The sequence below is a fragment of the Mesorhizobium sp. M1342 genome (assembly GCF_040317955.1).
Lineage (GTDB): Bacteria > Pseudomonadota > Alphaproteobacteria > Rhizobiales > Rhizobiaceae > Mesorhizobium.
Map to the genome: position 1 here is coordinate 164,197 of NZ_JAMYLI010000012.1, position 22,366 is coordinate 186,562.

Consider the following 22,366-nt stretch of genomic DNA (forward strand, 5'->3'; position numbering starts at 1 on the left):
CGTGGCGGTGGATATCGTATCGAGGCAGCATTTGCCATCCCGATCCAGGAAACCCAGTCACATTCGCATTGCAGAATTCAGGCGGTCGATCATGATCAGGGCGTGCTGCTTCTTGTCGAGATTGTAGGTATCGGTCTCAGATATAGCGTCCAGCGCCTCATGCCAAGTGTCGGACAACGTTTTGGCCCGTGCGAGATCGCCCGCCAGTGCTGCCTGACTTGCCGCGTCCGACAACAGGTCCAGCGCCCGGCGGTTGAAGATATCGAACTGGATCGCCTGATCGCGGCCAGCCACGGCTTCGGCGAGGCGAAACGCGCCGCCGACATCGCTCTTTCTGCCGGTGACCAGAGCGTCGAGCGTGGAGGCGATCTCCAGCCCGCCATACTGCGTCAACAGGATCGCGTTCCGGGCGCTGCCCCCTGCCCGCCCGACCAGTGCCGCGCGAGCCGCCGGATCGTCAGGCGGCGCGGGCTCGGTCGTTTCCAGCACCGTCATCAGGTCGTCGGCGTCGAGCGGGTTCAATCGCACCACCTGACAGCGCGACCGGATCGTCGGCAGCAGGCTGCCCGGCGCGTGGACAATCAGGATGAACAGAGTCCGTGCCGGCGGCTCTTCAAGATTTTTCAGCAACGCATTGGCCGCATTGGTGTTCATGTCATCGGCGGGGTCGACGATGACGACCCGATAGCTGCCGTCGTGCGAGGTCAGCGACAGGAAGCGGCTGACCTTGCGTATCTCATCGACGGTGACGACTGTCTTGAAACTCTTGGTCTTGTCGTTCAGCGGCCGGGTCAGATGCAGCACGGAAGGATGCGCCCCGGTGGCGATCTGGCGAAACAGCGACGAAGCCGGATCGGCAGTGGCAAGGCTTTCCGGCGCCTGCGCAAAATCCGGGTGCTTCAGCAGATGATGCGCAAGGTGGAAGGCGAGCGTCGCCTTGCCGATGCCGACTGGCCCGGAGAAGATCAGCGCATGCGGCAGCTTGCCCGCACGATAAGCGGCGGTGAGCACGCCTGCAGCTTGGCTATGCCCGACCAGAACGGGCGTTTCGGAGGGCTCCGGCACGCCGTCGAGCGTGTCGTGCTGCTCGGGTGCGATGCGTTCGAAGATCATGCCGGCGTTGCCTGCCTGTCGCGTGCCGGCGTTCTCGCCGCCAGTGCCGCGAACACCGCCGCGGTGACGACGTTCTCGACCGCGTCGGGCTCGGCGGCTGCGTCGACGACGATGCAGCGCTCCGGCTCGGCCTTGGCGATCGCCAGAAACGCCTCGCGGCGGGCCTGATGGATCGCCAGCGTCTCCTTTTCGAAGCGGTCGGCGACTGCCTCGGTGCCGCGCCGCAGCGTTGCGCGCCTCAGGCCTTCCGCCGGATCGATGTCGAAGATCAGCGTCATGTCCGGCATCATGCCGTTGATGGCGACCTGCTCCAGCGCATCCATGAACGCCGAATCGATGCCGCCGGTGACGCCCTGGTAGACGCGCGAGGAATCGAGGAAGCGGTCGCAAAGCACGATGGAACCACGCTCGACCGCCGGCCGGATGAGCTGCTCGACATGATCGGATCGCGCGGCGGCGAAAAGCAGCGCTTCCATCTTCGGTCCGAACGGTTCGGCCGCGCCCGAAAGCAGCACATGCCTGACGGCTTCGGCGCCCGGCGAGCCGCCGGGTTCGCGGGTAAGCAGCACATCGTATTTCTTGGCGCGCATCTTCCTGGCCAGCCGCTCGATCTGCGTCGACTTGCCTGCCCCCTCGCCGCCTTCGAAGGTGATGAAAAAACCGCGTGCCAACCGAGAGGCCTTCTTGTCCATGGCTGAATGGGATTGTAGCGCTCTAGATAGTCCGCGTTCGGCCAAACGTCCATGCCGTCAATTTTTGCCCTTGTGCAGTCGCCCCCAAAACCATGGCTGGTTTTGAGTGATATGCGTTATCGCAGCCAGCCGACCGCCAGTTCCTTGACGGCATCGAGTGCGCGCTGCGGCAGCGTGCCGACGCCGATCGATTCGGCGGCGAAAAGCGGTGTCTCCTGGCTGAGCGTATCGCCGATCCAGACGCGCAGCGCACCCACCGGCTGCCCCTCCTCCACCGGTGCAGCAACCGGGCCGTTGTAGACGATCCTGGCCGTCAGCTTGTCGCGGTTGGTGATCGGCAGGAAAATGTCGATCGGACCCTTGGCCTTCAGCGTCACCCCGGATTTCGCTCCGCCGAAAACCTGGGCTTCTCCAACCACCTCGTCCTTGGCGAAAATTTCAGTCTTCTCGAACGAGCGGACACCCCAGTCGAGCAGCTTTCGCGCTTCCTCGGCGCGCTCCTTGTCCGAGGCCAGCCCGCTCATCGCCGCGATCACGCGGGTACCATTGTGGCTGAGCGAACCGACGATGCCGAAACCGGCTGCCTCGCTCGCACCGACCGCCAGGCCGTCGGCGCCGATGTCCATCGCCAGCAGCGGATTGCGGTTCCTCTGTGAAATCTTGTTCCAGGTGAAATCCTTCTGGCTGTAATAGCGATAGAGATCCGGATAATCGCGCCACAGGTGCAGGGCGAGCTGCGCCAGCTCGCGCATGGTCGTCTGTTGGCCATCCGCCGGCAGGCCGGTCGAATTGACGAAAGTCGACGTCTTGAGGCCGATCTGGCGGGCCCGTTCGGTCATCTGCGCGGCAAAATTGTCCTCGGATCCCGACATGCCTTCGGCGATGACGATGCAGCCGTCATTGGCCGCCTGCACGGTCACGCCCTGAATCAGGTCTTCGAGCCGGATCGACGACTTGAGCTTGGCGAACATTGTCGATGTTCCCGAAGGCGCGCCACCCTTGCGCCAGGCGTTTTCGCTGACAACGAACGTATCGTCGAGCTTCAGGCGACCGGACTTGATGGCGTTGAAAACCACTTCCATGGTCATCAGCTTGGCCATCGAGGCCGGCGGTATCGGCTTGTCGGCATCCTTGGAAAACAGCACCGTCCCGGTCTCGGCGTCGATCATGAAGGCCTGTGCGGCCTTGGTCTCGAACAGCTGCGCACCGGCCGGAGCCTGGAAAAACAGCAGCAGGCCAAAAACCAGAAGCCCGGCGAGCGGGAGCAAGCGCAATTGCATGATGTTCGACCCGTTGGCCGGCACCGCCGGCAAGCCCGCAAAAAGTATCGGGCTTTTTGCACGGCGGATCAACCGCGTAGCGGAAATCCAGCCTGGCTTGTGCTCAGTTGCGCACAGCCAGCGCATCGGGAGCGCCATGCGACCAGGCAGCCTGCAGCAAATCATCCAGGTTGTGATGGCCATCGGGATAGAGATTGACCGAATACCAATCCTCGCCGTCGAGTTCCGAACGCTGGATCTCGATCTTGCCGAAGGCGGCAAGCTGAGCGGCAATACGCTTGGCTTCTCCGGCATCCTCGAACGAACCGGCAGCAACGTAGTCGGTGGACGGACCGGCCGGTGGCGGCTGCCGCTTCCACGATTGGAGCACGTCGGCCGGCGACATGCCGTCGCTACCCATTGCGGCGAAGGCATTTGAGGCGCGTTCGACCCGCTCGTCGGCATAGGACAGCGAGGCCACGGCAAACGGTGATTGCGGCGGCAGATTGATCTGCGGGCGCTCCGGCACGATCGGGCCGAAATCCGGAAGCGCCAGATCGCCATAGGCCGAGGACTGCGTCGACATGACCGGCTGGACAGCGCCGGAATCGGTCAACTGGCCCGGAAACGGCACGGCGGCGGCGCCCGCAGGCAGGCTTGGCGACGGCCCGTTCATGGCGACCATGACGCCGGTCGGCAGTCCATCCGACGGGTCTGGCGCCCTGTTGCCGGGATGGTAGGAAGCCATCAGATACTGGTCGTCATCGCCGTCGAGCGGCGCGCGGCCGACATATTCGACCTTCACCTGAGCGGTGCCGGTGTTGGCATAGTCAAGCATCTGGGCAGCGCGCTCCGAGACATCGATGATGCGGCCTTCGTGATATGGGCCGCGATCGTTGACGCGAACGATGACCGAACTGCCGGTCTTGAGATTGGTGACGCGGGCATAGCTCGGCAGCGGCATGGTCGGGTGCGCCGCCGTTAGATGGGTCATGTCGTAGACTTCGCCATTGGCGGTAAGCCGGCCATGGAAGGCGTCGCCATACCAGGAGGCCAGGCCGACCTTGGCGTAGCGCTTGTCTTCCCGGGGGTAATACCACTTGCCGCGGACCTGATAGGGTTTGCCGAGCTGATCCCTGCCGCCGCCACGTTGGATGCGCCCATTCTGGGAGATCACACGCGGGCTTGCCTTCACGCCATATTCGGATTCGGCGAAATATTCTTTGGAGCGGGTCTTCTTGTAGACCATCGCTTTCGGCTCGGGCTGCGACGCACAAGCCGCCAGCAAGGCGGCCGACATGGCGAACAACGCGACTGCAGCAGCGCGACGAAGACGCGGTTGCGTCACAGCCTGCATTTTCCTGATGTCCCCTTCAGTCTTGACCTAGACGTCGTGTCCAACCGTCGAAGAAGCCGAAACACTCACCCGACCAATACAACGACGCCTTTGAACCCCGATCCTTTGTGCGCAGGAATTGCTTATCACGGTATTAACCGATTGTGGCTGCAACCGGGCAAGATTGTGGCGTCTCCACCGTGAAAGCCTTCTGAAAAGTAACGGTTTTCGTGCTTCCACGCGAGAGATGTGATGCCCTCTGCCACAAAGAGCCTGGCTTCGCTCCTGCCGCCCATGCCTGCCGTTGACCAAGCTTTGACGGGCAGCGGACCGACCGTCGGAACAAAGAAATGCGCCGCTAGTTTCTTCCGCAGGGCACTCGAACAGAAGGACGAGCATGATGAAAATGGCTTCATTGACAATCGCGATCGCAATGTCACTTTCTGCCGGGTCTGCGATCGCCGCATGCCCGGACAAGTCGGCTTCCAACGCAGGGACGGATTCCGAACAGACCGCCGGTATTTCGAAAGATGGAACTCATGCGCCTTTAGAGACCCCAAAAGCGTCGGACAGCACGGGCAAGCCAGCCGCCAAGGATGGCGCCACGATGCCGTTGGCGGGCGCCGAAGGCGGCGGCGACAAGAATCTTGCAACCTCGCAGCAGGACATTGAGGCGCAGCAGCATGGTGATAAGGCCGCGGCGGCAAAGGCGGACGAAAGCTGCAAAGACTGAGGAACACGCAGGCCGGAGCCGATTTGCAGCTTCGGCCTTCCTCACGAGCAGCTGTTCCCTTGGCGAACTGAATTTTTTGGGGAAATGCCGCAGCTCTCCCAAGAGGTTGACCTATAGGGATTAACCCGCCCCGCCCGGTTGCAAGGATGGTTCTGGCGATAGCTGGACTGCGCCCTTGCCTGGGGCGCTGCATGGAAGCACTGCAGCGCCTCACAATCTCGGGCAACGCCCGCGGCGGGCTTCTTCTTCATGCACCATTGGACCGCGATGGTCCCGGTGCTCGATCCCGACAAGCTCAGAGTCTGCCCAGGACAGCAGGAAGCGACGCAGCGGTGGTTGACGCAGCCCTCAATGCCGCTTTACAGGAATGAGGCGTGAACCAGCCGGGAGCGCCTTCGGTGCCAATCCGGTGCCAACAGGCCAAACGGGTTGGCCCCCGCGCTACCCAAGTGGTTGAAAAATCACGATGGAGGAATGGCCGAGCGGTTTAAGGCACCGGTCTTGAAATTCGCTTCCGGCCATCCTTGCTGGTTTTGTTCCATCACCGGCAATCCTTCGTTTCCAAGGTTTTGCGGCATTGCTGTCTTGTTTCGTCCCCGCCGATATCGCGCGGTGCTACCGAGTTCGGTAGCAAAATGGTAGCAAGATGTTCCCCGATCGTTCCGGCATTGCTTCGACAAGATGGTCGGGCCATTTCCGGCAGCATCGACTACCTGATGGTCTTCGACAAGATCGGCCAAAATCAACAGTTTGACGTTTGTGGACGGAAACGAGACTAGCGTTTTCGGGAAAGACGTGCCCTCCTTCGACGCCATGAAAGGCATCGAACTACGAATGCGCACCGAAGACCAAATACGACATTTGCGCGACCAAGAGGGACACATCCGAGCGAGCGAGTTCTGGCGCGGCAAGCCGAAGGGCGCGGAAGCGGCCGTCCGAAGGCTTTATCTGACAGGGGCCGGCGACTGCGGCGGTTCGTCGTGGCCGTCCGACGCATCGCAAGATGAGATCGATGCCCGCATCGCGGCCGAACGCGCGTTGGAGCGCAAATTCGCGGCTATATGGAAGCGCGATCCGGAGCAGGCACGGTCGATCGATTGGCAGCGGCTCAACGAACCAGAGCGGGTCGCCCAAGGTCTCAGTGAGAAATCGAAGGAAGGCGGTCAGGGAGGCGAACAGAACGGCGTCGAGCGTTTACCGACCTGCGTGCGGGCAAATTAGGATCAGTTACGCGACGAGAAGAAACTCAGCACTGAGCCTGCCCTGATTGGCTTCGAGCCACGCTTTGGACGCCTCGAAGTCAGGCACGACCGTCCGAAGGAAATCCCAGAACGCAGGACCATGCGAGCGATGCCGAAGATGGGCAAGTTCATGGGCAACGACATACTCCAGCACTTTCCTCGGCGCGAAAATGAGGTGCCAGTTGATGAGGATGTTGCCTTCGGGGCCGCACGATCCCCAGCCGTTTGTGAAATCAGCGACGCGGATCGAGCGCGGCGAGAAGCCGAACCGGGTCTTGTAACCTGCGGCGATCTCCATCACGTCCCGGCGAACACGCCGTTTTAGCCACAGCTTGAGTTCGCTGGCGACGAGTTGGTCGGTGTCATCGCCTGCCCATGACGGAAGATCGACGATGAAGCCGTTGAGGTAAGTAGTCTCGATCCGCTCGCCATCGGTGCGTCGGACGGTTAGCCCCATCCGGCGTCCCCGGAAGGGTATCTTCGAACCAGTGATGAAGCGCGGCACGGCATGCCGGTCGTTTGTGATCCGCTCCATCTCGCGGACGGTGTTAAACACCCATTGCCGCTTGCGTTTGAGGAACGAGTTGATCGCCGCATCGTCATCGGTGGAGAGCGCCAGCACCTCGACGCAGCCGGGTGTCACGGTAATGCGGCGCTCGGATGCCGTTGCAGATCGGCGAAGCTCATAGGGGATCTCAGCGCGGCCAATGTGCAGCGACGGCATCAATGGCCTCCGACATACGCGTGGACGGCGAACTCTTCCACCGCCTCGCGGATGGCCTTGGTTTCGGCAATGCCACGCTCGGAGAGGATGCGCCGAACCTGCTGACGCAGACTGCGCAGGTATTCGGGCATGAAGGTGAAGGCTGGCTGGCTCGCCTGCGCCCCGGCATAGATCGCTCCGATGGCAATGGCTGCGTCCTGTAGTGTGCCGTGGCCCGTGTCCGGGGCCAGTGCCTCCATGATGCGCAGGATCGAAAAGGCGCGCTCGTCCATCCCCAGTTCCGCATGAGCGCCCTTTTCGGCACTAATACCGCCGGTCAGGTCTTCGAACTCGCGCAGGCCCTCGGCGGCAGCGATCTGCCCCTCCTCGAAGCGGCGGATGATCTCAAGCACGCGCTCGGAGAAACGGCCATACTGAGCCGGGTTCTTATCCACCAGTTCGCGGGTGACACGGCGAAGCTCGGCGGATTTTCGGACGAACGCTTCCTGCAACTCCGCGTCCGTCTTCTCCTCGGTCGCAAAATCGTCGGCGAAGTGCGGATCGGTGATCGAACGCAGCCGGATAGTGGTGGACAGGCCGGTCGCATGGACATGCGCTTCCAGCATGTCCCTGATCTTGCCGGTATAATAGCGGTGGTCAAGGCTCTCGTCCTTGGCGATTACCTGCGTGGCGAGCCGGAGGAAGGCAGCGGCCCATTTCACCTCATCGGTGAAATCGAGGATCGCTGGATCGGGTGAGAGGTCGCCATAGACGCGAATGAAATTGCGTGCGAGCCGCTGAAGGTCGAACCATTCATCCTCACGGCCAGCAGTCACGAGTTTGCCGACGGCGTAGGCCGCCGCCTTCTCATCCATACCTTCCAGCCCTATTGCGCGCTTCTGCGGACGATAGCGGGCGTGCGCTTCCTTCAAATCGTTGCGCAGGATGGCGATGTCGCGTAGCGCATTCTCGACATCCTCGGAGCGATAGGATTGCAGCGCTTCGTCGAGATGGCTGGTGACGCCGATATAGTCGACGATCCTGCCATGCGGCTTGGTGATCTCGATCCCGTCCAGCCGCTTCAGAGAACAGGTGCGATTGGTTCGCGCAATGGCCTGCAAGAGCCCATGCTCCTTCAACGGCTTGTCGAGATACATCACTGCCTCAATGGGCGCGTCGAAGCCGGTGAGCAGCTTGTCGCAGACGATCAGGAAGCTGGGTTCCTGCCCGAACGCCTTGAACGCCTTCTTCGCTTCCTTCTCGGCGGCGTCATCCAGATACTGCCTTTCAAGCTCGGTGCGAAGGGCGACGACGTCCGGGTCTTCGGACGGTTTGTTGTCCTCTTGGCTCTTGGAATAGACGCAGGCAATCATCTCGTCGGCCTTGGCTCGTGCGGCGTCGGCGTCCATTCCACCTTTCACCAGATCGGCGGCAATCACGGTCGCGAGCGCGGCGCGGTAGAGTATCACCGCTTCGCGGTCCACGGCGACGATCTGCGCCTTGAAGCCGTCGGGTGCGCAGACCTGCTTGAAATGCTCCCAGATGTCCAAGGCGATCAGCCGGACACGCTCAGGGTGCTTGGCGATGGTGGCGAGCGTCAGCCCCTTCCGCTTCAGTTGTTCTCGCTTGTCATCGGGTAGATCGACGAACCAGCGGTCGAACAATATGTCGATCTCGGCCTCATTGATCGCCCAGTCTGTTTTCCGGCCCTCGTAGAGGATCGGCACGGTTGCACCGTCACGCACGGCGTCATCGATGCCATACTTGTCGAGATAGCCCTCACCCTTGATGCTGAACCGGGCATAGGTATCCTTGTCGGTGCTTTTTATCGGCGTGCCGGTAAAGCCAAAGAACCGGGCGGCGGGTAGCGTCGCCTGAAGGTAGGCACCAAGATCTTTTTCCTGCGTTCGATGGCACTCGTCGACCAGCACGATCCAGTTTTCGGAGTTCGGGATCGGATTGCGTGAGCCTGCAAACTTGAAGATGGTCGACAGCAGGATTTGGCCGTTGCCGCCCCGCGCAACGGCTTCGCGAAGCTCGGTGACCGATCCTGCCTGTTGAGGATTGGGCAAGCCGCAGGCGACGAAGGTGTTACTGATTTGAGTGTCGAGGTCTATCCGGTCAGTCAGCACGAGGATGTTGGGATTGTCGAGCGCCGGCGCGTCGAGCGTCAGGTGGGTCTTCAGCTTCAGCGCGAGGAACACCATCGTCAGGCTCTTGCCTGACCCCTGCGTGTGCCAGACCAGACCCTTGCGGTCGACGGCCTCTGAGACCCTATCGACGGCTTTGTTGACGGCGCGAAACTGCTGGTAACGGCACATCTTCTTGATCTTGCGACCCGTCTCCGCGTCGGTCTCGAACACGATGAAATGGGCGAGCAGGTCGAGCAGCCGAGATGGCTCCGCAAGACACCACAAATCCTTGGCGAGATCGTCTACGAACTCGGAGCGGGTGCGCGGCCAGGCATCGGGCCACGGCGCGTAGAACGATGACGAGGCGCCGGTGGCGCCGTAGAGCGTGACGATGCCGTCTGTGACGATGTTGAAGGCGCTGGACGCGAACAATCTGGGAATGTCGCGCTCATACTGCTTGATTTGCTCGAACGCCTCCTCGGCTTTGGCCGTGGCCTTCAGTGGCGACTTGGCCTCGATCACGACCAGTGGAATGCCATTCACAAACAGGACGAGGTCGGCGACGCGCGGGCGCTGGGCTGCCACTCGGAACTGGCGGACGGCGTGGAAGCTATTGTTCGCAGGTACCTTGAAGTCGATCAGCGCGATGGGCTGGTCACGGTTCTTACCGGCGAGGCGGCGCGAGTAACCGCCACGCAGCTTCCTCTGCCAGTCCTCATTGTCCGACTGGGTAGCGAGGTCGTTGTAGATCGCCTCGGCGTCGTCCACACCGATGCCGTTGAGCGCCTGCAGTGCCTTTGTCAGCGCAGGCTTGAGGATAACGCGGTTGTCTTCTACCCGCATCGCCAAAGCCGTTTGCGACGACACCTCTTGCCAGCCGAGGGCTGCAAGCACGTCGATGGCGGCTCTCTCGGCGAAACGGTATTCGCTCATGCTTGAGACACCCGCGTCTTTTCCCCAATACCTTTCGGGACCAAGCCTTTCTGGCGCATCCACGGCAGCGCTGCTCTCCAGCGGTCTTCTGATATTTCCTGCTTTTTGGGATGCCATTGGAGAACCGACGAGACAATCTCGCCGTCGGTGGGCTGCCGCAGGTCGATGAGATAATCGTTCCAGACAGAATAGAGGGTCGCCACTATCTCGCACTGCTCCCTATTGAGGGGGCGCAGCAGGTCTATGATGGACTGGATAGCTGACTTCTGACCACCGAAATAGCGATCGAAATACGGCGCATGCCCGCCTGCTTTTTCCAACGGCACATATACGACCCGCTTTCCGTCAGCCGTCTTAGTGGTACCAAACCATTTCTGCTGCTGGAAAATCCTCTCCACCGAGCGTCTTGCTTTCGGGTCATAAGGCCCAGCTGCCTCCTTATACGCGTGTCGATCAAGCTCCGCTTGTAGCCCGAGGTGCAATTCGCAAAGATGCACTATTTTTTCGTGCTTAACGGAGCCGAAGCGATTGTCGTTATGCAATTGATGGACAATCTCGGCAGCAAACACGGCCCGCTTGAAGGCAGGCGGAACCGATTTCGCAGCGACGACGGTGGGTGTCGAAGCTCGCACTCGACCGGACAGAAGGTCGGACAAAAGAACTACCTTCACGGTTTTCAGGGAGTGAAGCTGTGCTTCCTCTACACGAACCGCCTGCCAAGCTGCTTCCAGCACTTCGACAACGCGGTCCTGCCGTTGAAGGCTAGGAACAGGTATGCTCAGTCGCTTCATCTCGCCCACATTGAAGTGCTGTTGAGCCAGGCCTCCCTGCATAGCGGCTATTTGCTTTCGGGCGGTGGCCGAATTGATGAAGAAGGCAGCAAAGCGGGACCGGAGCGTCGGTTTCGGACGAGAAAAAATGATGTCAATGCAGTTGAGTGACGAAGGCGCATCGTCAGGAATAACGGCAGTCTTGCCCGGCTCACCCGTTCGGATCGTGACTACATCGCCCGTCCGTAGTTCAGATTTCCGATTGATAGCGTGACCTTCGCGCGAAAGCTGCACAAGCGCCGAGAAATCAATCTGGTTCCGCTTGATGTTCGTAGAACGGAGCGCAGGGACACCGCCATCATTAACGTAATACGAGGCTGGCTTAACCACGATGCCTACCTGCACAGTTTCACAGGCTTGGCCATACATGGTCAGACATTCTTGGCCTACTTCGATTTCCTTCGCATAAAGTTCGTCCGCAAGGTCGTCGGCGGTGGTTCTCAACCGAACGCAGACGTCGGACTGCGTAGCAATCGCCTCATCGACTGACCGCAGCACCTCGGCGATCCGCCGCTGCTCGTCGAGGGGTGGAACGGCTATCGAAATGTCGCGCAGATCCTTGCCGTTGATCGCGTCAAATGTGCTTCCTTGGGAAAGACGAGCGAACACTGATGCCAGTCCCCCGAGCGCGTAGTAGAGGAAATCGTGATCGCTATCCGTGGGCCTCAACCCGGCCAAACCACGACCGATGCAGAGCCTTCTTGGCGCTATGTTCACTTCTCCGACCGGCGCACGCACGCTTAACAGAATGTCTCCGGCTTCAACTATCTTGGGGCACTCTGCCGCGAACTGTCGCGGGGTTGGATAGCGAGCACCAAACTCCGCGTTACCTTGGATAAATGGCAAACCCAAGCCGTCGCTGTTCACAACAGTGGACGGTGGAGATTGCCCCATCATCACGTCTGCGAGTTCACCGATGGTTTGCACTCGCCACCCGTCCGGCACCTCACTCGACATAGCCGAGCCTCTTGAGATGCTCGAACACTATCGCTTCGGCCTCGTTTCGCTTGGCGATCAGGTCTTGCAGTTTGGTGACCTCCGCCGCGACATCGATCGTCTCGGCGTCCGCGCCGGTCTGGACATAGCGGCTGATGTTGAGGTTGTGGCCATTGGCGGCGATCTCCTCGACGGGCACGACGCGGGCCAGCTTCTCAATGTCGGCGAAGCCGTGAACGGCATCCGCCAACGTGCGGACATGATCGTCAGTGAGGAAGTTCTGCGCCTTACCCGGCTGGTAGGTCGCATCGCCATTAACGAACAGCACCTTGCCCTTTCGCTCCGTGGGCTTGTTCTTGCGGCACACAAGAACAGCGGCGGGGATGCCCGCCCCGTAGAACAAATTGGCAGCAAGGCCCACAATCGCCTCGATCACGCCGGCGGCAAGCATGGCCTCCCTGATGCGCCCCTCGGCGCCGCCGCGAAACAAGACGCCGTGAGGTACAACCACCGCCAGCATCCCATTATCGTTCAGGCTGGCGAGCATGTGCTGAACGAAGGCAAGATCGCCATAGCCCTTCGGTGGGCAGCCATAGATATCGCGCCCAAATGGGTCGCCGTTCTGCCAAACCTCGTAGCCCCACACCTTTTCAGAAAAGGGCGGGTTGGCGAGCACCCGATCATAGGCCCCAATGCCTTCGACAAAGTCGCGGACTTTGGGGTCATATCGTTTGGGTGAAAGGATCGTGTCGCCCTTGGCGATGAAAGCATCATCGACATTGTGCAGGAACAGGTTGATCTGGGCGATGCCCCATGTACCGAAGTTCTTTTCCTGTCCGTAGAGGGAGAGGCTGCGCGCATCCTCGCCCCGATCCTTCAGATACTGGACGGCTTCCAACAACATGCCGGCTGACCCGCACGTAGGATCATAGATCGACATGCCAGAGCGCGGCTCGACGATCTCGACCATCAGGCGGACGATCTGGCGGGGCGTATAGAACTCGCCACCCTTTTTGCCCGCCCCCTCGGCGAACATCTTGATCAGGTAAAGATAGGCGTCGCCGAGCATGTCGGCGGGCACGTCGGCATTGCGCAGGCGATGCTTCTCGAAATGGGCGAGCAGTTTTTCCAGCAGCGCGTCGGAGAAACGGTCCTGATTGGCGAAATCGACATCGCCGAACACGCCGCGAAGCCGCAGGTTCGCATCTTCGATGGCGGCCAGCGCGTTGTTCAGCCGCTGACCGATCTGCGTTGCTTGTTTGCGCACCGCGTCCCAGCGATGCGCGGTGGGGATGTGAAAGCGATGCTCGTCGGGGTCAGCGGCCTCCTCGCGGTCGCCAGTCTCGGTGAGGAGCTTTTCGTACTCCTCGTCCCAAACGTCGCAGAGACGTTTGTAGAAAAGCAGGCCGAAGATGTATTGCTTGTAGTCTCCGGCATCGACCGTGCCGCGCAAAATGTCTGCTGCCTGCCACAAGTGGCGTTCGAGGCTCTGCTGGGAAAGGGTGGACATAAATTGGTGCTACACTTTCAATCATTCGCCAACCTGACGGCGGCGTCCTCTCTCATAGCCACGCGGTTACCTTCGGTCCAGATTGCAGGCGAAAATCTCGCGCGCTAGGTGTATTGGCAATTCGCCCTGTCGAGCCCAGGTGTCATCCAGAACGTTGACATCGAGAGGAAGCGCTTGCACCCCGGCCCACAACTCGCCCGCATCTTGCGGGTTCAACTTACGAAGGCATGATGACTGAACCGGCCCCCACGACCCGTAAAGCGCTTTGCTCCGACTGCGGAGGTTTACGGAATTGCGACGTGCGCGGCCATCACAAAGCTTATGGTGAAGATGGCGACGGCTACTACCAGTGGTGGGACAATTGGTACATTCTGCAATGTCGTGGTTGTGAATACATCTTTGTGCAAAAATCCTCCACGAACTCAGAGGATCTTCATCAATATTATAATGAGGCCGGTGAAACGGAAAGCGAACTAATTGAGACGCTTTCATATTGGCCTGCGCCGTCCAAAAGGCTTAAACCCGAATGGTTGGGCGATTTCGGCGTTCACATTGGGGACGCAGACCAACTGGAGCAGGCCATAGCGGAGGTTTACGGAGCGCTCGACGCTGACCTTCCCATTTTGGCGGCAATTGGTATGCGCACGTGTTTCGACGTGGCTGCGATTTTGCTCGGCGTCGACGACGATCTCCCGTTCGCCAAGAAGTTGGACGAATTGGTCCAGCGTCAGAAGATCGGCGGCATCGACAAGGACCGCCTAGCGGTTCTGGTGGATGCCGGAAGCGCGTCGGTTCATCGCGGATGGAAACCAAAGCCCAAGGAACTGGATACCTTGGCAGAGATCTTGGAACACTTTGTGTTTGAGGCGTTTGTAGCGCCATCCCGCCGCAGCCGGCTCGATGCAGATGCGAAGAAGCTGGAAGGAGCCGTACCGGCCCGCAGGAGCAAAAAAGCCAAGAAGGCTTCGTGAGCGCAGTGGCGCCAAACTGTATGGGGCCGGCCGAGCTGCCCATGCGCGGCACACCGTGACCGCAACGATCGTCACGGTGGTCGGCGAGCGCTTCGTCGGCACTAAGGGCGCGGTTCTCTTCCTTAAGCGGCAGGCGTGGCGGAGATCGTCATCGGCGAGCGGTTCCAGTGGCGGCTCTACACCCCTCGACATGCGCGCTTTGATTGGCTTGGCTTAGCCGACCGCCTAGCCATGGTATGGCACCATCAAGGCGATTGCTGCTACGAAGACAGCCGCAGCTACCAATGCGCCTGCCAGCAATGAGAGAACGATCCCAATTCGCTCTCTCAGCCCATAGTAAGTGATGAACGCCGCGAACATAGGAAGCCCGCCTACTGTTTTCGCCAAGGCCATGGCTATGACGGCTTGAACAACCCATCCGAATGTCGCGCCAAATTTCTTTGCAGCTTAGTGTCGCCCCCAATGTCGATCATTTTGTAAACGCGCTTTAGCACCTTTACATACCATTTCGACATCTGCTATGCCGCCCCGCACGTTTACACGTTTACAGGGTTATACAATGGCCGTTTACGGATACGCTCGTGTCTCGACAGCGAAACAAGCATCTGAAGGCGAGAGCCTTGAAGTGCAGCGACGCCAGATCGAAGGGTACGCCCTCATGCATGGCTTGGCGCTTGCGGAGATAGTCATTGAAGAAGGTGTTTCCGGCTCGATCCCGGTGACTGATCGGCCGGCCGGAGGGCCGCTCTTTGCGAAACTCGTCGCGGGCGACATCATCGTCGCAGCGAAGCTCGATCGCCTCTTCCGGTCGGCACTTGATGCTTTACAGGTGGTCGAGGAATTGAAGCGGCGAGGTGTCAAGCTACACCTACTCGACCTTGGCAGCGATATCGCGGGGAATGGCTTGTCAAAGCTATTCTTGACGATTGCCGCAGCGTTTGCCGAAGCCGAGCGCGACCGCATTCGCGAACGTGTCGCACAGGTAAAGGCCGATCAGCGGGAGCGAGGTCGGTATCTAGGCGGGAACCGTCCATTCGGCTTCGCCGTCGATGCTGACGGTGGCGGGCTCGTCGAGGTGCCGGCCGAACAAGCGGCGATCGAAAAGATGCGCGTTCTGCGCAGCCAGGGCGTCTCGCTGCGCACGATTGCCGAGATTGTGACGGACGACGGCCTTCCCCTTTCGCACGCGGCAGTCAAGAAGGTGTTGAGCCGCCAGTGATGCTCCGCCAGTGCGCCACAACAGCATTTTTCCCGCGCGCGCGAAGGCACTGTAGAAACACTCGTTAATTCCAACGTCTCCACGTTGCACAACTATCTGAAATGCCTTAGTAAAAATGGCTTTTCGGCCGAATAAATTTTCACATTAAAAACTTATCGCAGTCGATCATTATTTGGCCCGACGCATGCCGATTTTGTCGAGAAACCGCCGGATGCTCTCATCCTCGACAGCTTTTCGGAATGCAGCGACTTCCCGGACGATTGTATTGCCGTCAATCCCGGCCGCCGCCATTCGGCGCGCCATCGTGTCGGCAGTCCTGCGAAGGTAAGGTTCGCCGAAAGAGCGTTCGCCATTCTTGCTGTCGAGGACATCGACAGTCCTACGGATAAGCCCGATCTGTTTTTCGGCCGGGAAGGCAAAGATGGCCGCCGTGGCGATGTCGGCATCAACGTTCATTTTCATGCAGCGATCCTCCCAAAGGTTTGTTCGTCCATAAGATCGACAAGCTCTTCGGAAAGGCGATGCGCCCAACCTTTGATGGGGTCGCCAGCACTATATTCCTCCCCGGCGATCTCTAAAAGTTCCCGGTAGCCATCGATGGCCTTTTCGCCACGGAAAGAATGACCGTCGCGACGAGCCACCTTCAGCGACTGATCCATTTTTCTAAGGTAAGCCATCGTTTGAGCATCGTTCGTTTTTTCGTCTCGTTTGCGCGTCGAACCGCTGTTCGACGCCGCGCAAGCGGAAGGTTTCTCGGTAAGGTGGTTTCCGTAAGTAGGTTTCGGGGGCATCGTCGTGCCGGGTTTAGTGTCGTCGTCGTGCCGGGTTTCTGCATCTTCGTGCCGTGTTTCTGAAACGTCGTTCCGTGCTCCCGCTTCTGAAAACCCGGCATCGCCGTGCCGCCTTTCTTTGGCGAACGTGATGCGCCCCTTCAACGGAGCCTCGTCGAAGCGGTCGAGGGGGACACGATATCTGTTGGTGTTGTTGCGACCGCCTCCGCACTGGGTTTGGACATAGCCCGCGCTCTCAAGTCGCCGGAGAGAGTTGCGGGTCGTGCGCTCTCCGAGCCCGGAAACCTGTTCAAGTGTCTCGATCGACGGCCAGCTATAGCCGTAGGTGGGGTTCTGGTACTCGATCAGGATCGCCAGCATCAAGGTATCCGTGCCGCGCGAGAGATCAGGATCACATAGCGCGCTCTGAAGGGCGAACAGTTTGTTGATCGTCTTCGGTTGTGTCATCAGGCCGCCTCTTCGTCGCCGTTGCCGTCGACTACATCATCTGGCAGGTGCGCCCATGTCTTGCCACGAACAATGCTGCTTACCGTGTCACCGCGAACGCCGAACATCTTGGCGATGTCCCGATGGCGCATTACCTCTGCAAGGGCGCGGATCGACTTCACGTCGGCCGGCGTCAATTTCGCGCCATGAGACACAGTGCCATGCGCGACCGTGTCGGATGCATTCTCCGCCTGTGTCTTCCACGACAAGTGCCGTTTGTTTACGCAGCCCATATGCCCATTTCCGCATGAGTGCGCCGCTTGGAGCTTCGGCGTCAGGCGCGGGCCGTGAGCGCGCTGGCAGACGATCACATGCCCGTATTCGAACCGCTCGCCGACGCGAACGTTCGCGTAGCCAGCCCCTGTCCGGCCATGAGGAAAAAGAACACATTCATCGGTTTCCAGCGTAAGGGCGTACTCGACAAAAGCCATTGCCGCGCCGGGAGGCGATGGACGCTTTCTGAAACGGTATGGATTGCGGGGTGCCGGCATCAGGCGGCGGCCTTCCCAAAATTCGCCCGAAGGCCAAGCTTTTCGGCGATCGGGGCCACCGGCACGACGATCTTGCGGCCGATACGGATCGTGAGGATATCCCCTCGCTTGGCGGCCTCGTAAGAGCCATTTCGGCTTAGGTCATAGAAAACTGACCCGGCGTCGGGAACCGAGAGCGTCGGGCGGGAGAGTGCTTCTTCAAGTGTCATGGGCTCAGGTCTTTCATTCGTAGCAAAATTACACACAATACCTATTTATCCCGTTTCGGATTGACCCGCAACGTTTCGTGTGTATTTTTCACATCTAATTATGGAGGTAGAAAAATGGCGCGGCCAAAATTGGGTGATAGTGCAAGCCAGCGGCTACAGATGGTCATCACCGAAGATGAGATTAAGGCGATAGACGACTGGCAGTTCGCAAACCGGGCTCCGTCTAGGTCGGAGGCAATCCGGCGGCTGGTACAGATCGGGCTTCGATTTGATCGGGAGGCGGAGCATCTGAACGCTCTTGCAGAAGCAATGTCGGCTAAGACGCGAGATTGCGTTATCAGCATGAACGCTGTGGTTGACGCTCCGGAAATAGCGGACACGACAAACGAAAAGCTGTTGAGCGACGCCATGGCAGCGCTTCGAGCCATGGCAGAAATGGTCAAAGCAAAATCTGAACTCTCCTATGGCGTCCACTCCATCGTGGCGCAAATCATGCCTTTCAAGGGTGTCGACATCGATCTAGGGGATGCTGCGGCGTATTCGAACCAAGCCAAGGTAATCCTTGATCGAAAGCTGCACGAATTGAATGCGAAAGGTTTGCGAGGGGGCGACAAATGAAGGGCCACATCAAAGAGCGCAGCCCCGGCAAATGGGCGATCGTCATTGATCTTTATGACGAAACCGGCAAACGTCGGCGCAAGTGGCACAGCTTCTCCGGTACGAAACGGCAGGCGCAAGAGGAATGTGCGCGGCTCGTCACGGAATTGAAGAACGGCAACTACGTCGAGCCGACCAAGCAGAGCATTGCCGAGTTCCTTGACGAATGGCTGGACTTCATCAAGCCGTCGGTCGCTCCGAAAACCCATGAGCGTTACGCCGAGATATTGCAGAAGGGCGTCGCACCGCTCTTGGGCAATGTGACGCTCGCGAAGCTGAAAACCGACAGGATAGACGGCGCATTTACGAAGGCCCTCACAGAAGGCCGCAGGGACGGCAAGGGAGGGCTTTCGCCTCGGACGGTTCACCATATGCGCCGTGTGCTGATCAAGGCTCTGTCGCAGGCTGTGACGTGGGATAGGTTGGCGAAGAACCCAGCGACCGCGACAACCCCGCCGAAGGTCGAACGCAAGAAGATGCTGGCCTATGACGCTGCGCAAACCGCCGAGCTTTTGGAGGCTATTCGGCCGACGCGCATGTTCATCTCTACCTTGCTTGCCGTCATGTGCGGATTGCGGCGCGGGGAAATCCTTGCCTTGCGCTGGGGGCGTGTGGAGCTTGGCGACAATCGCCGCCAGCTATCGGTGGTGGAGAGTGCCGAGCAGACCAAGGAAGGCGTTCGCCACAAAGAGCCGAAGTCAGGCCGCGCCCGCACTGTCTCGCTATCCTCGACCGTCGTTTCCGAGTTGAAGGCGCACCGCGCCAGGCAGGCCGAAGAGCAGTTGCGTCTTGGCATTCGCCCCGACGAGGAAAGCTTCGTGGTCGCCCAATATGACGGGCAGCCGATCCAGCCGCGATCATTGACGCATGAGTGGATACGGATCATTGGGAAGACCAAGCTACCCCGCATCCGCTTCCATGACCTACGGCACACTCACGCATCGCAGATGCTTGCGGCCGGTGTCCATCCGAAGATTGCCAGCGAACGGCTTGGGCATTCATCGATCGGCATCACGCTCGATCTCTACAGCCATGTGATGCCGGGAATGCAGGCAGACGCGGCGGAACAGGTTGACCTTGCGATCCGGAGCGCGGTAAAGGCGAAGTCGTGAAAGCCCTTTCGGTAGCAAAATGGTAGCAACGGCCTAATTTCAGGCAATCAGAAAACCAGAAAAGCTAATGAAATCAAGGCTTGGAGGAATGGCCGAGCGGTTTAAGGCACCGGTCTTGAAAACCGGCGTGGGTGCAAGCTCACCGTGGGTTCGAATCCCACTTCCTCCGCCAACTGGCGCCCCTGCAAGATCCGCCAAAGGCGCATAAGCGCGACGGCACCTGGTACCTCGTTCGCCGTGTTCCGAAGGAATTCGCCGAGCTCGATCGCCGCGTCCTGGTCCGCATCAGCACCGACATTCCGATCGTAAACGATCCCCGTGGCATTCGTGCCAAGGAAGTAGTGCAGCGCCTCCACGTCGAGCTCGATGCGTATTGGGGAGGGCTTCGCGACGGTCAATCTGGCGAAGCTCGCTTGCGTTTCGAGGCGGCCCAGCAGCGGGCGAAAGCCCTGAGGCTGGTCTATCAGACGAATGCCGAGCTCGCTGAAGGCGCGCGCGATGATATTGTCGACCGCATTAGACTGCTCCTCGACAGGAACGTCATTGAGGACGAGCGGGAGGTGGCGGCCGCCCTGGGTGGTGAGGAGCGGCCGGCGATCCGCCTCACGGGGCTGGTTGCAGAATTCGAGAAGATCGAGGCCCAAAGCCTCAATGCCATGTCCCCGAACCAGCTCCGAAAGTGGCGCAATCCGAAAAAGCGCGCCGTTGGCAACCTTATCGAGGTTGTGGGCGACATGAACATAGCCGCCCTCACCCGGAGCCACGCCATACAATTTCGCGAGTGGTGGCAGAAACGCATACGCGTGGAAAGTCTCGACATCGGCACCGCAAACAAGGACATTGGCCACGTGTCGAAGATGCTGACCACTGTCGACATGGCACATCAGCTGAATTTGCCGCCGGTGTTCAAGAAATTGCGGCTATCGGGACAGGTCGCGTTCCAACGAGCGGCTTTCGAAGCGGCTTTCGTCCAAGACAAGATCCTTGCCGACCGCGCGCTGGCGGAACTCAACGAGGAGGCCCGTCACCTTGTGCTGCTGATAGCGGACACCGGCATGCGTTTGTCGGAGGCGGCGAACCTTCTGCCGCACCGCATCTTGCTAGATCACGCGGTGCCACATGTGCAGGTGAGGCCCGATGGACGCGTGTTGAAGACAGACCACTCCCTGCGCGACATTCCGCTCGTGGGTTGCGCGCTCGCCGTAATGAAGCTCCACCCCAAAGGGTTTCCGCGCTATCTCGACAAGGCCGACTCGCTCTCTGCCTTGGTCAACAAGTTTCTTGACAATGCGAATCTCCTGCCGACTGATGACCACTCTCTCTACAGCCTGCGGCACACATACGAGGATCGGCTGACGGCCGTGGAGGCGCCCGAAAAGGTCGTGGCCATGCTGATGGGCCACAAATGGCATCGGCCAAAATACGGTTCTGGCCCGACGCTCGAGCAAAAGCAGTTCTGGCTGAAGAAGATCGCGTTCAAACCGCCGGCGCATCTTTGACCTCCCGCGCATCATTGCGGTGAGGACCGCCGCGTTATCATCGTGGCGCGCTTGAGCTCGACGGCGCGCTCCAGATGCTCGAACAACGGCACGTATGCGCTCTCAGGGGTACAGTCACGCTTGTATATGCGGTGCTCTCCGATTAATGGCCGTGAGCCGAGAACAAATCCGAGAGGCCGAAGGATGTATGGCGATGTCGTTAGGGAAGAACTCAATCTCCAGCCTTCGGCCCTCATCCGCTCCGAAGCTGAGTACATCCTCGACTTCCGTGATGCTGACGCCCTCTGAGCTCGACTTGCTTCGGCAACAGTCGAAAGAGACGGGCGACTTCGCGCGAAAAGCCTTCGAGGGTCTACGCCCCAAGGCAGCGAAATCGGCCTATGCGGCTGGGGTGCCGTCGACGGTGACACCGAGCAGACGCGCCTGAGTTTGGAGCGACCGGACGGACACCGCCGGCGGCTACTACACGCCTAGAGACGCAATCGTACCGCGCTGGACAGCGGCCGGCCCAATGCGGCCTACCACGAGGCGTTCCACCGCCTGCAGGCGCTGTTTCTCACCGATGCCGAGCCTCGGCTAAGATTTCTACGACGCTGGACGGGATCGAAGCGGCCCGTGCTTTTGCCAGCTCTGGAGAGCCACCATTTTTACGTTTACCTGCTTACGTCTCCGTACCAGACCAGTGGGGGCTGCTGTCAGCTCCCCGATGCTCATGCCATTGCAGAGAGCCGCCTAAATGAAAAACAGCTGTCATTGGCTCGAACTGTCCTTATCGAAGATCGTTTTGTCATCTACGATCCAAAGACTGAAGAATATTTCATTATCGACTGGTTCAAAGATAACCCGCCGTGAAAAACATCGGCTTGGCGTGATAATGCAAATCGACAAGATTGTAAGCAAGCGAGTTCGTGGAGCGGCGCTATCCGAGCTTGAGCGGCTTTGCCCAGTAAAGCTAAAAGATGAATCAGAGGTACTCCCATTCAAATCGGGTATTCATAATACCGCAATCGTCCGAAATGCTGGGTCTTTGAAACGCTCTCAGTGAGCCATCCTATCGAGACCCTGTCGCTGCCCTACCCTATCGATACCTTATCCATACCCCATCGATACCCTATCGATACCCTATCGACACAGAGACAGAGATAGAGACCATACAAGACGGAAATCCAACGAAACAAAAAATCTTACCTAAACCATTTTGAAAAATGTTTGCCGCGAGCGGCGAAGCTACCCTGTTCCGCGTTGGAGCGAAGGATCGAACATGGAGGACAGAACCAGTTGGCCCAAGACTACACCGAGACATGCGAAGCTAAAACTAGGAGGGGGACGGAATGCAGAAACGCAGCTGTGCCTGGAAAGCTCAGATGTCGGTTTCATGGTGGGCTGAGTACAGGCCCCACATCCCAAGGAGGAAAGGATAGGATAGCCGAAGCGCAGCGGTATCGTTGGGAGAGGTGGAGAGCTGCGGCTGATTCCTAGCAAATTGGCTTGGCAATCGTCGGCGCTCAACGAA

General features: G+C 59.5%; 21 protein-coding genes and 1 tRNA gene. 9 read left to right on the forward strand and 13 right to left on the reverse strand.

Features of this window, described 5'->3' with window-relative positions:
* Window positions 1-57 precede the first annotated feature (57 nt).
* The 4 genes from NKH06_RS14885 to NKH06_RS14900 form a co-directional block, all read right to left on the reverse strand.
* On the reverse strand, window positions 58-1,113 hold the full coding sequence (locus tag NKH06_RS14885; protein WP_352441502.1) for a DNA polymerase III subunit delta': 1,056 nt from the start codon (window positions 1,111-1,113) through the stop codon (window positions 58-60).
* Window positions 1,110-1,784, reverse strand: coding sequence for a dTMP kinase (gene tmk, locus NKH06_RS14890; RefSeq protein ID WP_023811951.1), 675 nt, complete (start codon window positions 1,782-1,784; stop codon window positions 1,110-1,112). The genes NKH06_RS14885 and tmk overlap by 4 nt, the downstream gene beginning before the upstream one ends.
* A 137-nt stretch (window positions 1,785-1,921) precedes the next feature.
* Entirely contained in the window at window positions 1,922-3,085 is a 1,164-nt protein-coding gene (locus tag NKH06_RS14895; RefSeq protein ID WP_164892962.1) for a D-alanyl-D-alanine carboxypeptidase family protein, read from the reverse strand.
* A 103-nt stretch (window positions 3,086-3,188) separates the two neighbouring features.
* On the reverse strand, window positions 3,189-4,421 hold the full coding sequence (locus NKH06_RS14900) for a septal ring lytic transglycosylase RlpA family protein (RefSeq protein WP_023811949.1): 1,233 nt from the start codon (window positions 4,419-4,421) through the stop codon (window positions 3,189-3,191).
* A 376-nt stretch (window positions 4,422-4,797) separates the two neighbouring features.
* Here NKH06_RS14900 and NKH06_RS14905 point away from each other — a divergent pair, with 376 nt between their 5' ends.
* On the forward strand, window positions 4,798-5,133 hold the full coding sequence (locus NKH06_RS14905) for a hypothetical protein (RefSeq protein ID WP_128304492.1): 336 nt from the start codon (window positions 4,798-4,800) through the stop codon (window positions 5,131-5,133).
* A gap of 461 nt (window positions 5,134-5,594) precedes the next feature.
* Here NKH06_RS14905 and NKH06_RS14910 read toward each other — a convergent pair whose 3' ends face one another.
* Window positions 5,595-5,948 carry a hypothetical protein gene (locus tag NKH06_RS14910; protein WP_352893341.1) on the reverse strand — a complete coding sequence of 118 codons (354 nt, stop codon included), beginning with the start codon at window positions 5,946-5,948 and terminating at the stop codon, window positions 5,595-5,597.
* Between NKH06_RS14910 and NKH06_RS14915 the strand changes: the two genes are divergently transcribed.
* Window positions 5,947-6,354, forward strand: coding sequence for a hypothetical protein (locus tag NKH06_RS14915; RefSeq protein WP_352893342.1), 408 nt, complete (start codon window positions 5,947-5,949; stop codon window positions 6,352-6,354). The two genes, NKH06_RS14910 and NKH06_RS14915, sit on opposite strands and share 2 nt — an antisense overlap.
* 6 nt (window positions 6,355-6,360) lie before the next feature.
* Here NKH06_RS14915 and NKH06_RS14920 read toward each other — a convergent pair whose 3' ends face one another.
* From NKH06_RS14920 to NKH06_RS14935, 4 genes are read right to left on the reverse strand one after another with little or no spacing between them, the layout of a single operon-like run.
* Window positions 6,361-7,098 (reverse strand): M48 family metallopeptidase, encoded by a 738-nt coding sequence (locus NKH06_RS14920; protein ID WP_352893343.1) that lies wholly within the window; start codon window positions 7,096-7,098, stop codon window positions 6,361-6,363.
* Window positions 7,098-10,142 carry a type I restriction endonuclease subunit R gene (locus NKH06_RS14925; protein ID WP_352893356.1) on the reverse strand — a complete coding sequence of 1,015 codons (3,045 nt, stop codon included), beginning with the start codon at window positions 10,140-10,142 and terminating at the stop codon, window positions 7,098-7,100. Before NKH06_RS14925 ends, NKH06_RS14920 begins: the two co-directional genes overlap by 1 nt.
* Window positions 10,139-11,929 (reverse strand): restriction endonuclease subunit S, encoded by a 1,791-nt coding sequence (locus NKH06_RS14930; RefSeq protein ID WP_352893344.1) that lies wholly within the window; start codon window positions 11,927-11,929, stop codon window positions 10,139-10,141. The genes NKH06_RS14925 and NKH06_RS14930 overlap by 4 nt, the downstream gene beginning before the upstream one ends.
* On the reverse strand, window positions 11,919-13,418 hold the full coding sequence (locus NKH06_RS14935; RefSeq protein ID WP_352893345.1) for a type I restriction-modification system subunit M: 1,500 nt from the start codon (window positions 13,416-13,418) through the stop codon (window positions 11,919-11,921). Before NKH06_RS14935 ends, NKH06_RS14930 begins: the two co-directional genes overlap by 11 nt.
* 299 nt (window positions 13,419-13,717) lie before the next feature.
* On the opposite strand from NKH06_RS14935, the gene NKH06_RS14940 reads away from it, so the two are divergent.
* Together NKH06_RS14940 and NKH06_RS14945 are read left to right on the forward strand one after the other, a co-directional pair.
* Window positions 13,718-14,389: a DUF4145 domain-containing protein gene (locus NKH06_RS14940; RefSeq protein WP_352893346.1), complete on the forward strand. Its 672-nt coding sequence runs from the start codon at window positions 13,718-13,720 to the stop codon at window positions 14,387-14,389.
* A 559-nt stretch (window positions 14,390-14,948) separates the two neighbouring features.
* Window positions 14,949-15,608 carry a recombinase family protein gene (locus tag NKH06_RS14945; RefSeq protein WP_352893347.1) on the forward strand — a complete coding sequence of 220 codons (660 nt, stop codon included), beginning with the start codon at window positions 14,949-14,951 and terminating at the stop codon, window positions 15,606-15,608.
* Window positions 15,609-15,776: 168 nt separating this feature from the next.
* On the opposite strand, the gene NKH06_RS14950 is transcribed toward NKH06_RS14945, so the two are convergent.
* The 4 genes from NKH06_RS14950 to NKH06_RS14965 are packed head-to-tail and all read right to left on the reverse strand — an operon-like array spanning window position 15,777 to window position 17,585.
* Window positions 15,777-16,064: a DUF6074 family protein gene (locus NKH06_RS14950; RefSeq protein ID WP_352893348.1), complete on the reverse strand. Its 288-nt coding sequence runs from the start codon at window positions 16,062-16,064 to the stop codon at window positions 15,777-15,779.
* 2 nt (window positions 16,065-16,066) lie between these two features.
* Window positions 16,067-16,846, reverse strand: a complete 780-nt coding sequence (locus tag NKH06_RS14955; protein WP_352893349.1) for a helix-turn-helix domain-containing protein — start codon at window positions 16,844-16,846, stop codon at window positions 16,067-16,069.
* Window positions 16,846-17,316, reverse strand: coding sequence for a hypothetical protein (locus NKH06_RS14960; protein WP_352893350.1), 471 nt, complete (start codon window positions 17,314-17,316; stop codon window positions 16,846-16,848). Before NKH06_RS14960 ends, NKH06_RS14955 begins: the two co-directional genes overlap by 1 nt.
* Before the next feature lie 59 nt (window positions 17,317-17,375).
* On the reverse strand, window positions 17,376-17,585 hold the full coding sequence (locus NKH06_RS14965) for a hypothetical protein (protein WP_352893351.1): 210 nt from the start codon (window positions 17,583-17,585) through the stop codon (window positions 17,376-17,378).
* A gap of 114 nt (window positions 17,586-17,699) precedes the next feature.
* On the opposite strand from NKH06_RS14965, the gene NKH06_RS14970 reads away from it, so the two are divergent.
* The 5 genes from NKH06_RS14970 (at window position 17,700) to NKH06_RS14990 (ending at window position 22,332) form a co-directional block, all read left to right on the forward strand.
* A complete protein-coding gene (locus tag NKH06_RS14970; protein ID WP_352893352.1) occupies window positions 17,700-18,203 on the forward strand; it encodes a hypothetical protein in 504 nt (167 codons plus the stop codon).
* The gene (locus NKH06_RS14975) at window positions 18,200-19,354 is read left to right on the forward strand and encodes a site-specific integrase (RefSeq protein ID WP_352893353.1); all 1,155 of its coding nucleotides are present in this window, start codon (window positions 18,200-18,202) and stop codon (window positions 19,352-19,354) included. Before NKH06_RS14970 ends, NKH06_RS14975 begins: the two co-directional genes overlap by 4 nt.
* An 82-nt stretch (window positions 19,355-19,436) precedes the next feature.
* Window positions 19,437-19,526: transfer RNA gene (locus NKH06_RS14980), tRNA-Ser, on the forward strand.
* Complete coding sequence (locus NKH06_RS14985; protein WP_352893354.1) at window positions 19,486-20,853, forward strand: integrase; 1,368 nt, start codon at window positions 19,486-19,488, stop codon at window positions 20,851-20,853. Before NKH06_RS14980 ends, NKH06_RS14985 begins: the two co-directional genes overlap by 41 nt.
* Window positions 20,854-22,131: 1,278 nt before the next feature.
* Window positions 22,132-22,332 carry an HGGxSTG domain-containing protein gene (locus NKH06_RS14990; RefSeq protein ID WP_352461333.1) on the forward strand — a complete coding sequence of 67 codons (201 nt, stop codon included), beginning with the start codon at window positions 22,132-22,134 and terminating at the stop codon, window positions 22,330-22,332.
* Window positions 22,333-22,366 lie beyond the last annotated feature (34 nt).

Coding starts and splice junctions, on each gene's coding strand:
- NKH06_RS14885 (WP_352441502.1), bottom strand. CDS start 1,113: ATGATCTTCGAACGCATCGCACCCGAGCAGCACGACACGCTCGACGGC.
- NKH06_RS14895 (WP_164892962.1), bottom strand. CDS start 3,085: ATGCAATTGCGCTTGCTCCCGCTCGCCGGGCTTCTGGTTTTTGGCCTG.
- NKH06_RS14900 (WP_023811949.1), bottom strand. CDS start 4,421: ATGCAGGCTGTGACGCAACCGCGTCTTCGTCGCGCTGCTGCAGTCGCG.
- NKH06_RS14905 (WP_128304492.1), top strand. CDS start 4,798: ATGATGAAAATGGCTTCATTGACAATCGCGATCGCAATGTCACTTTCT.
- NKH06_RS14915 (WP_352893342.1), top strand. CDS start 5,947: ATGAAAGGCATCGAACTACGAATGCGCACCGAAGACCAAATACGACAT.
- NKH06_RS14910 (WP_352893341.1), bottom strand. CDS start 5,948: ATGGCGTCGAAGGAGGGCACGTCTTTCCCGAAAACGCTAGTCTCGTTT.
- NKH06_RS14920 (WP_352893343.1), bottom strand. CDS start 7,098: ATGCCGTCGCTGCACATTGGCCGCGCTGAGATCCCCTATGAGCTTCGC.
- NKH06_RS14925 (WP_352893356.1), bottom strand. CDS start 10,142: ATGAGCGAATACCGTTTCGCCGAGAGAGCCGCCATCGACGTGCTTGCA.
- NKH06_RS14930 (WP_352893344.1), bottom strand. CDS start 11,929: ATGTCGAGTGAGGTGCCGGACGGGTGGCGAGTGCAAACCATCGGTGAA.
- NKH06_RS14935 (WP_352893345.1), bottom strand. CDS start 13,418: ATGTCCACCCTTTCCCAGCAGAGCCTCGAACGCCACTTGTGGCAGGCA.
- NKH06_RS14945 (WP_352893347.1), top strand. CDS start 14,949: ATGGCCGTTTACGGATACGCTCGTGTCTCGACAGCGAAACAAGCATCT.
- NKH06_RS14950 (WP_352893348.1), bottom strand. CDS start 16,064: ATGAACGTTGATGCCGACATCGCCACGGCGGCCATCTTTGCCTTCCCG.
- NKH06_RS14955 (WP_352893349.1), bottom strand. CDS start 16,846: ATGACACAACCGAAGACGATCAACAAACTGTTCGCCCTTCAGAGCGCG.
- NKH06_RS14960 (WP_352893350.1), bottom strand. CDS start 17,316: ATGGCTTTTGTCGAGTACGCCCTTACGCTGGAAACCGATGAATGTGTT.
- NKH06_RS14965 (WP_352893351.1), bottom strand. CDS start 17,585: ATGACACTTGAAGAAGCACTCTCCCGCCCGACGCTCTCGGTTCCCGAC.
- NKH06_RS14970 (WP_352893352.1), top strand. CDS start 17,700: ATGGCGCGGCCAAAATTGGGTGATAGTGCAAGCCAGCGGCTACAGATG.
- NKH06_RS14975 (WP_352893353.1), top strand. CDS start 18,200: ATGAAGGGCCACATCAAAGAGCGCAGCCCCGGCAAATGGGCGATCGTC.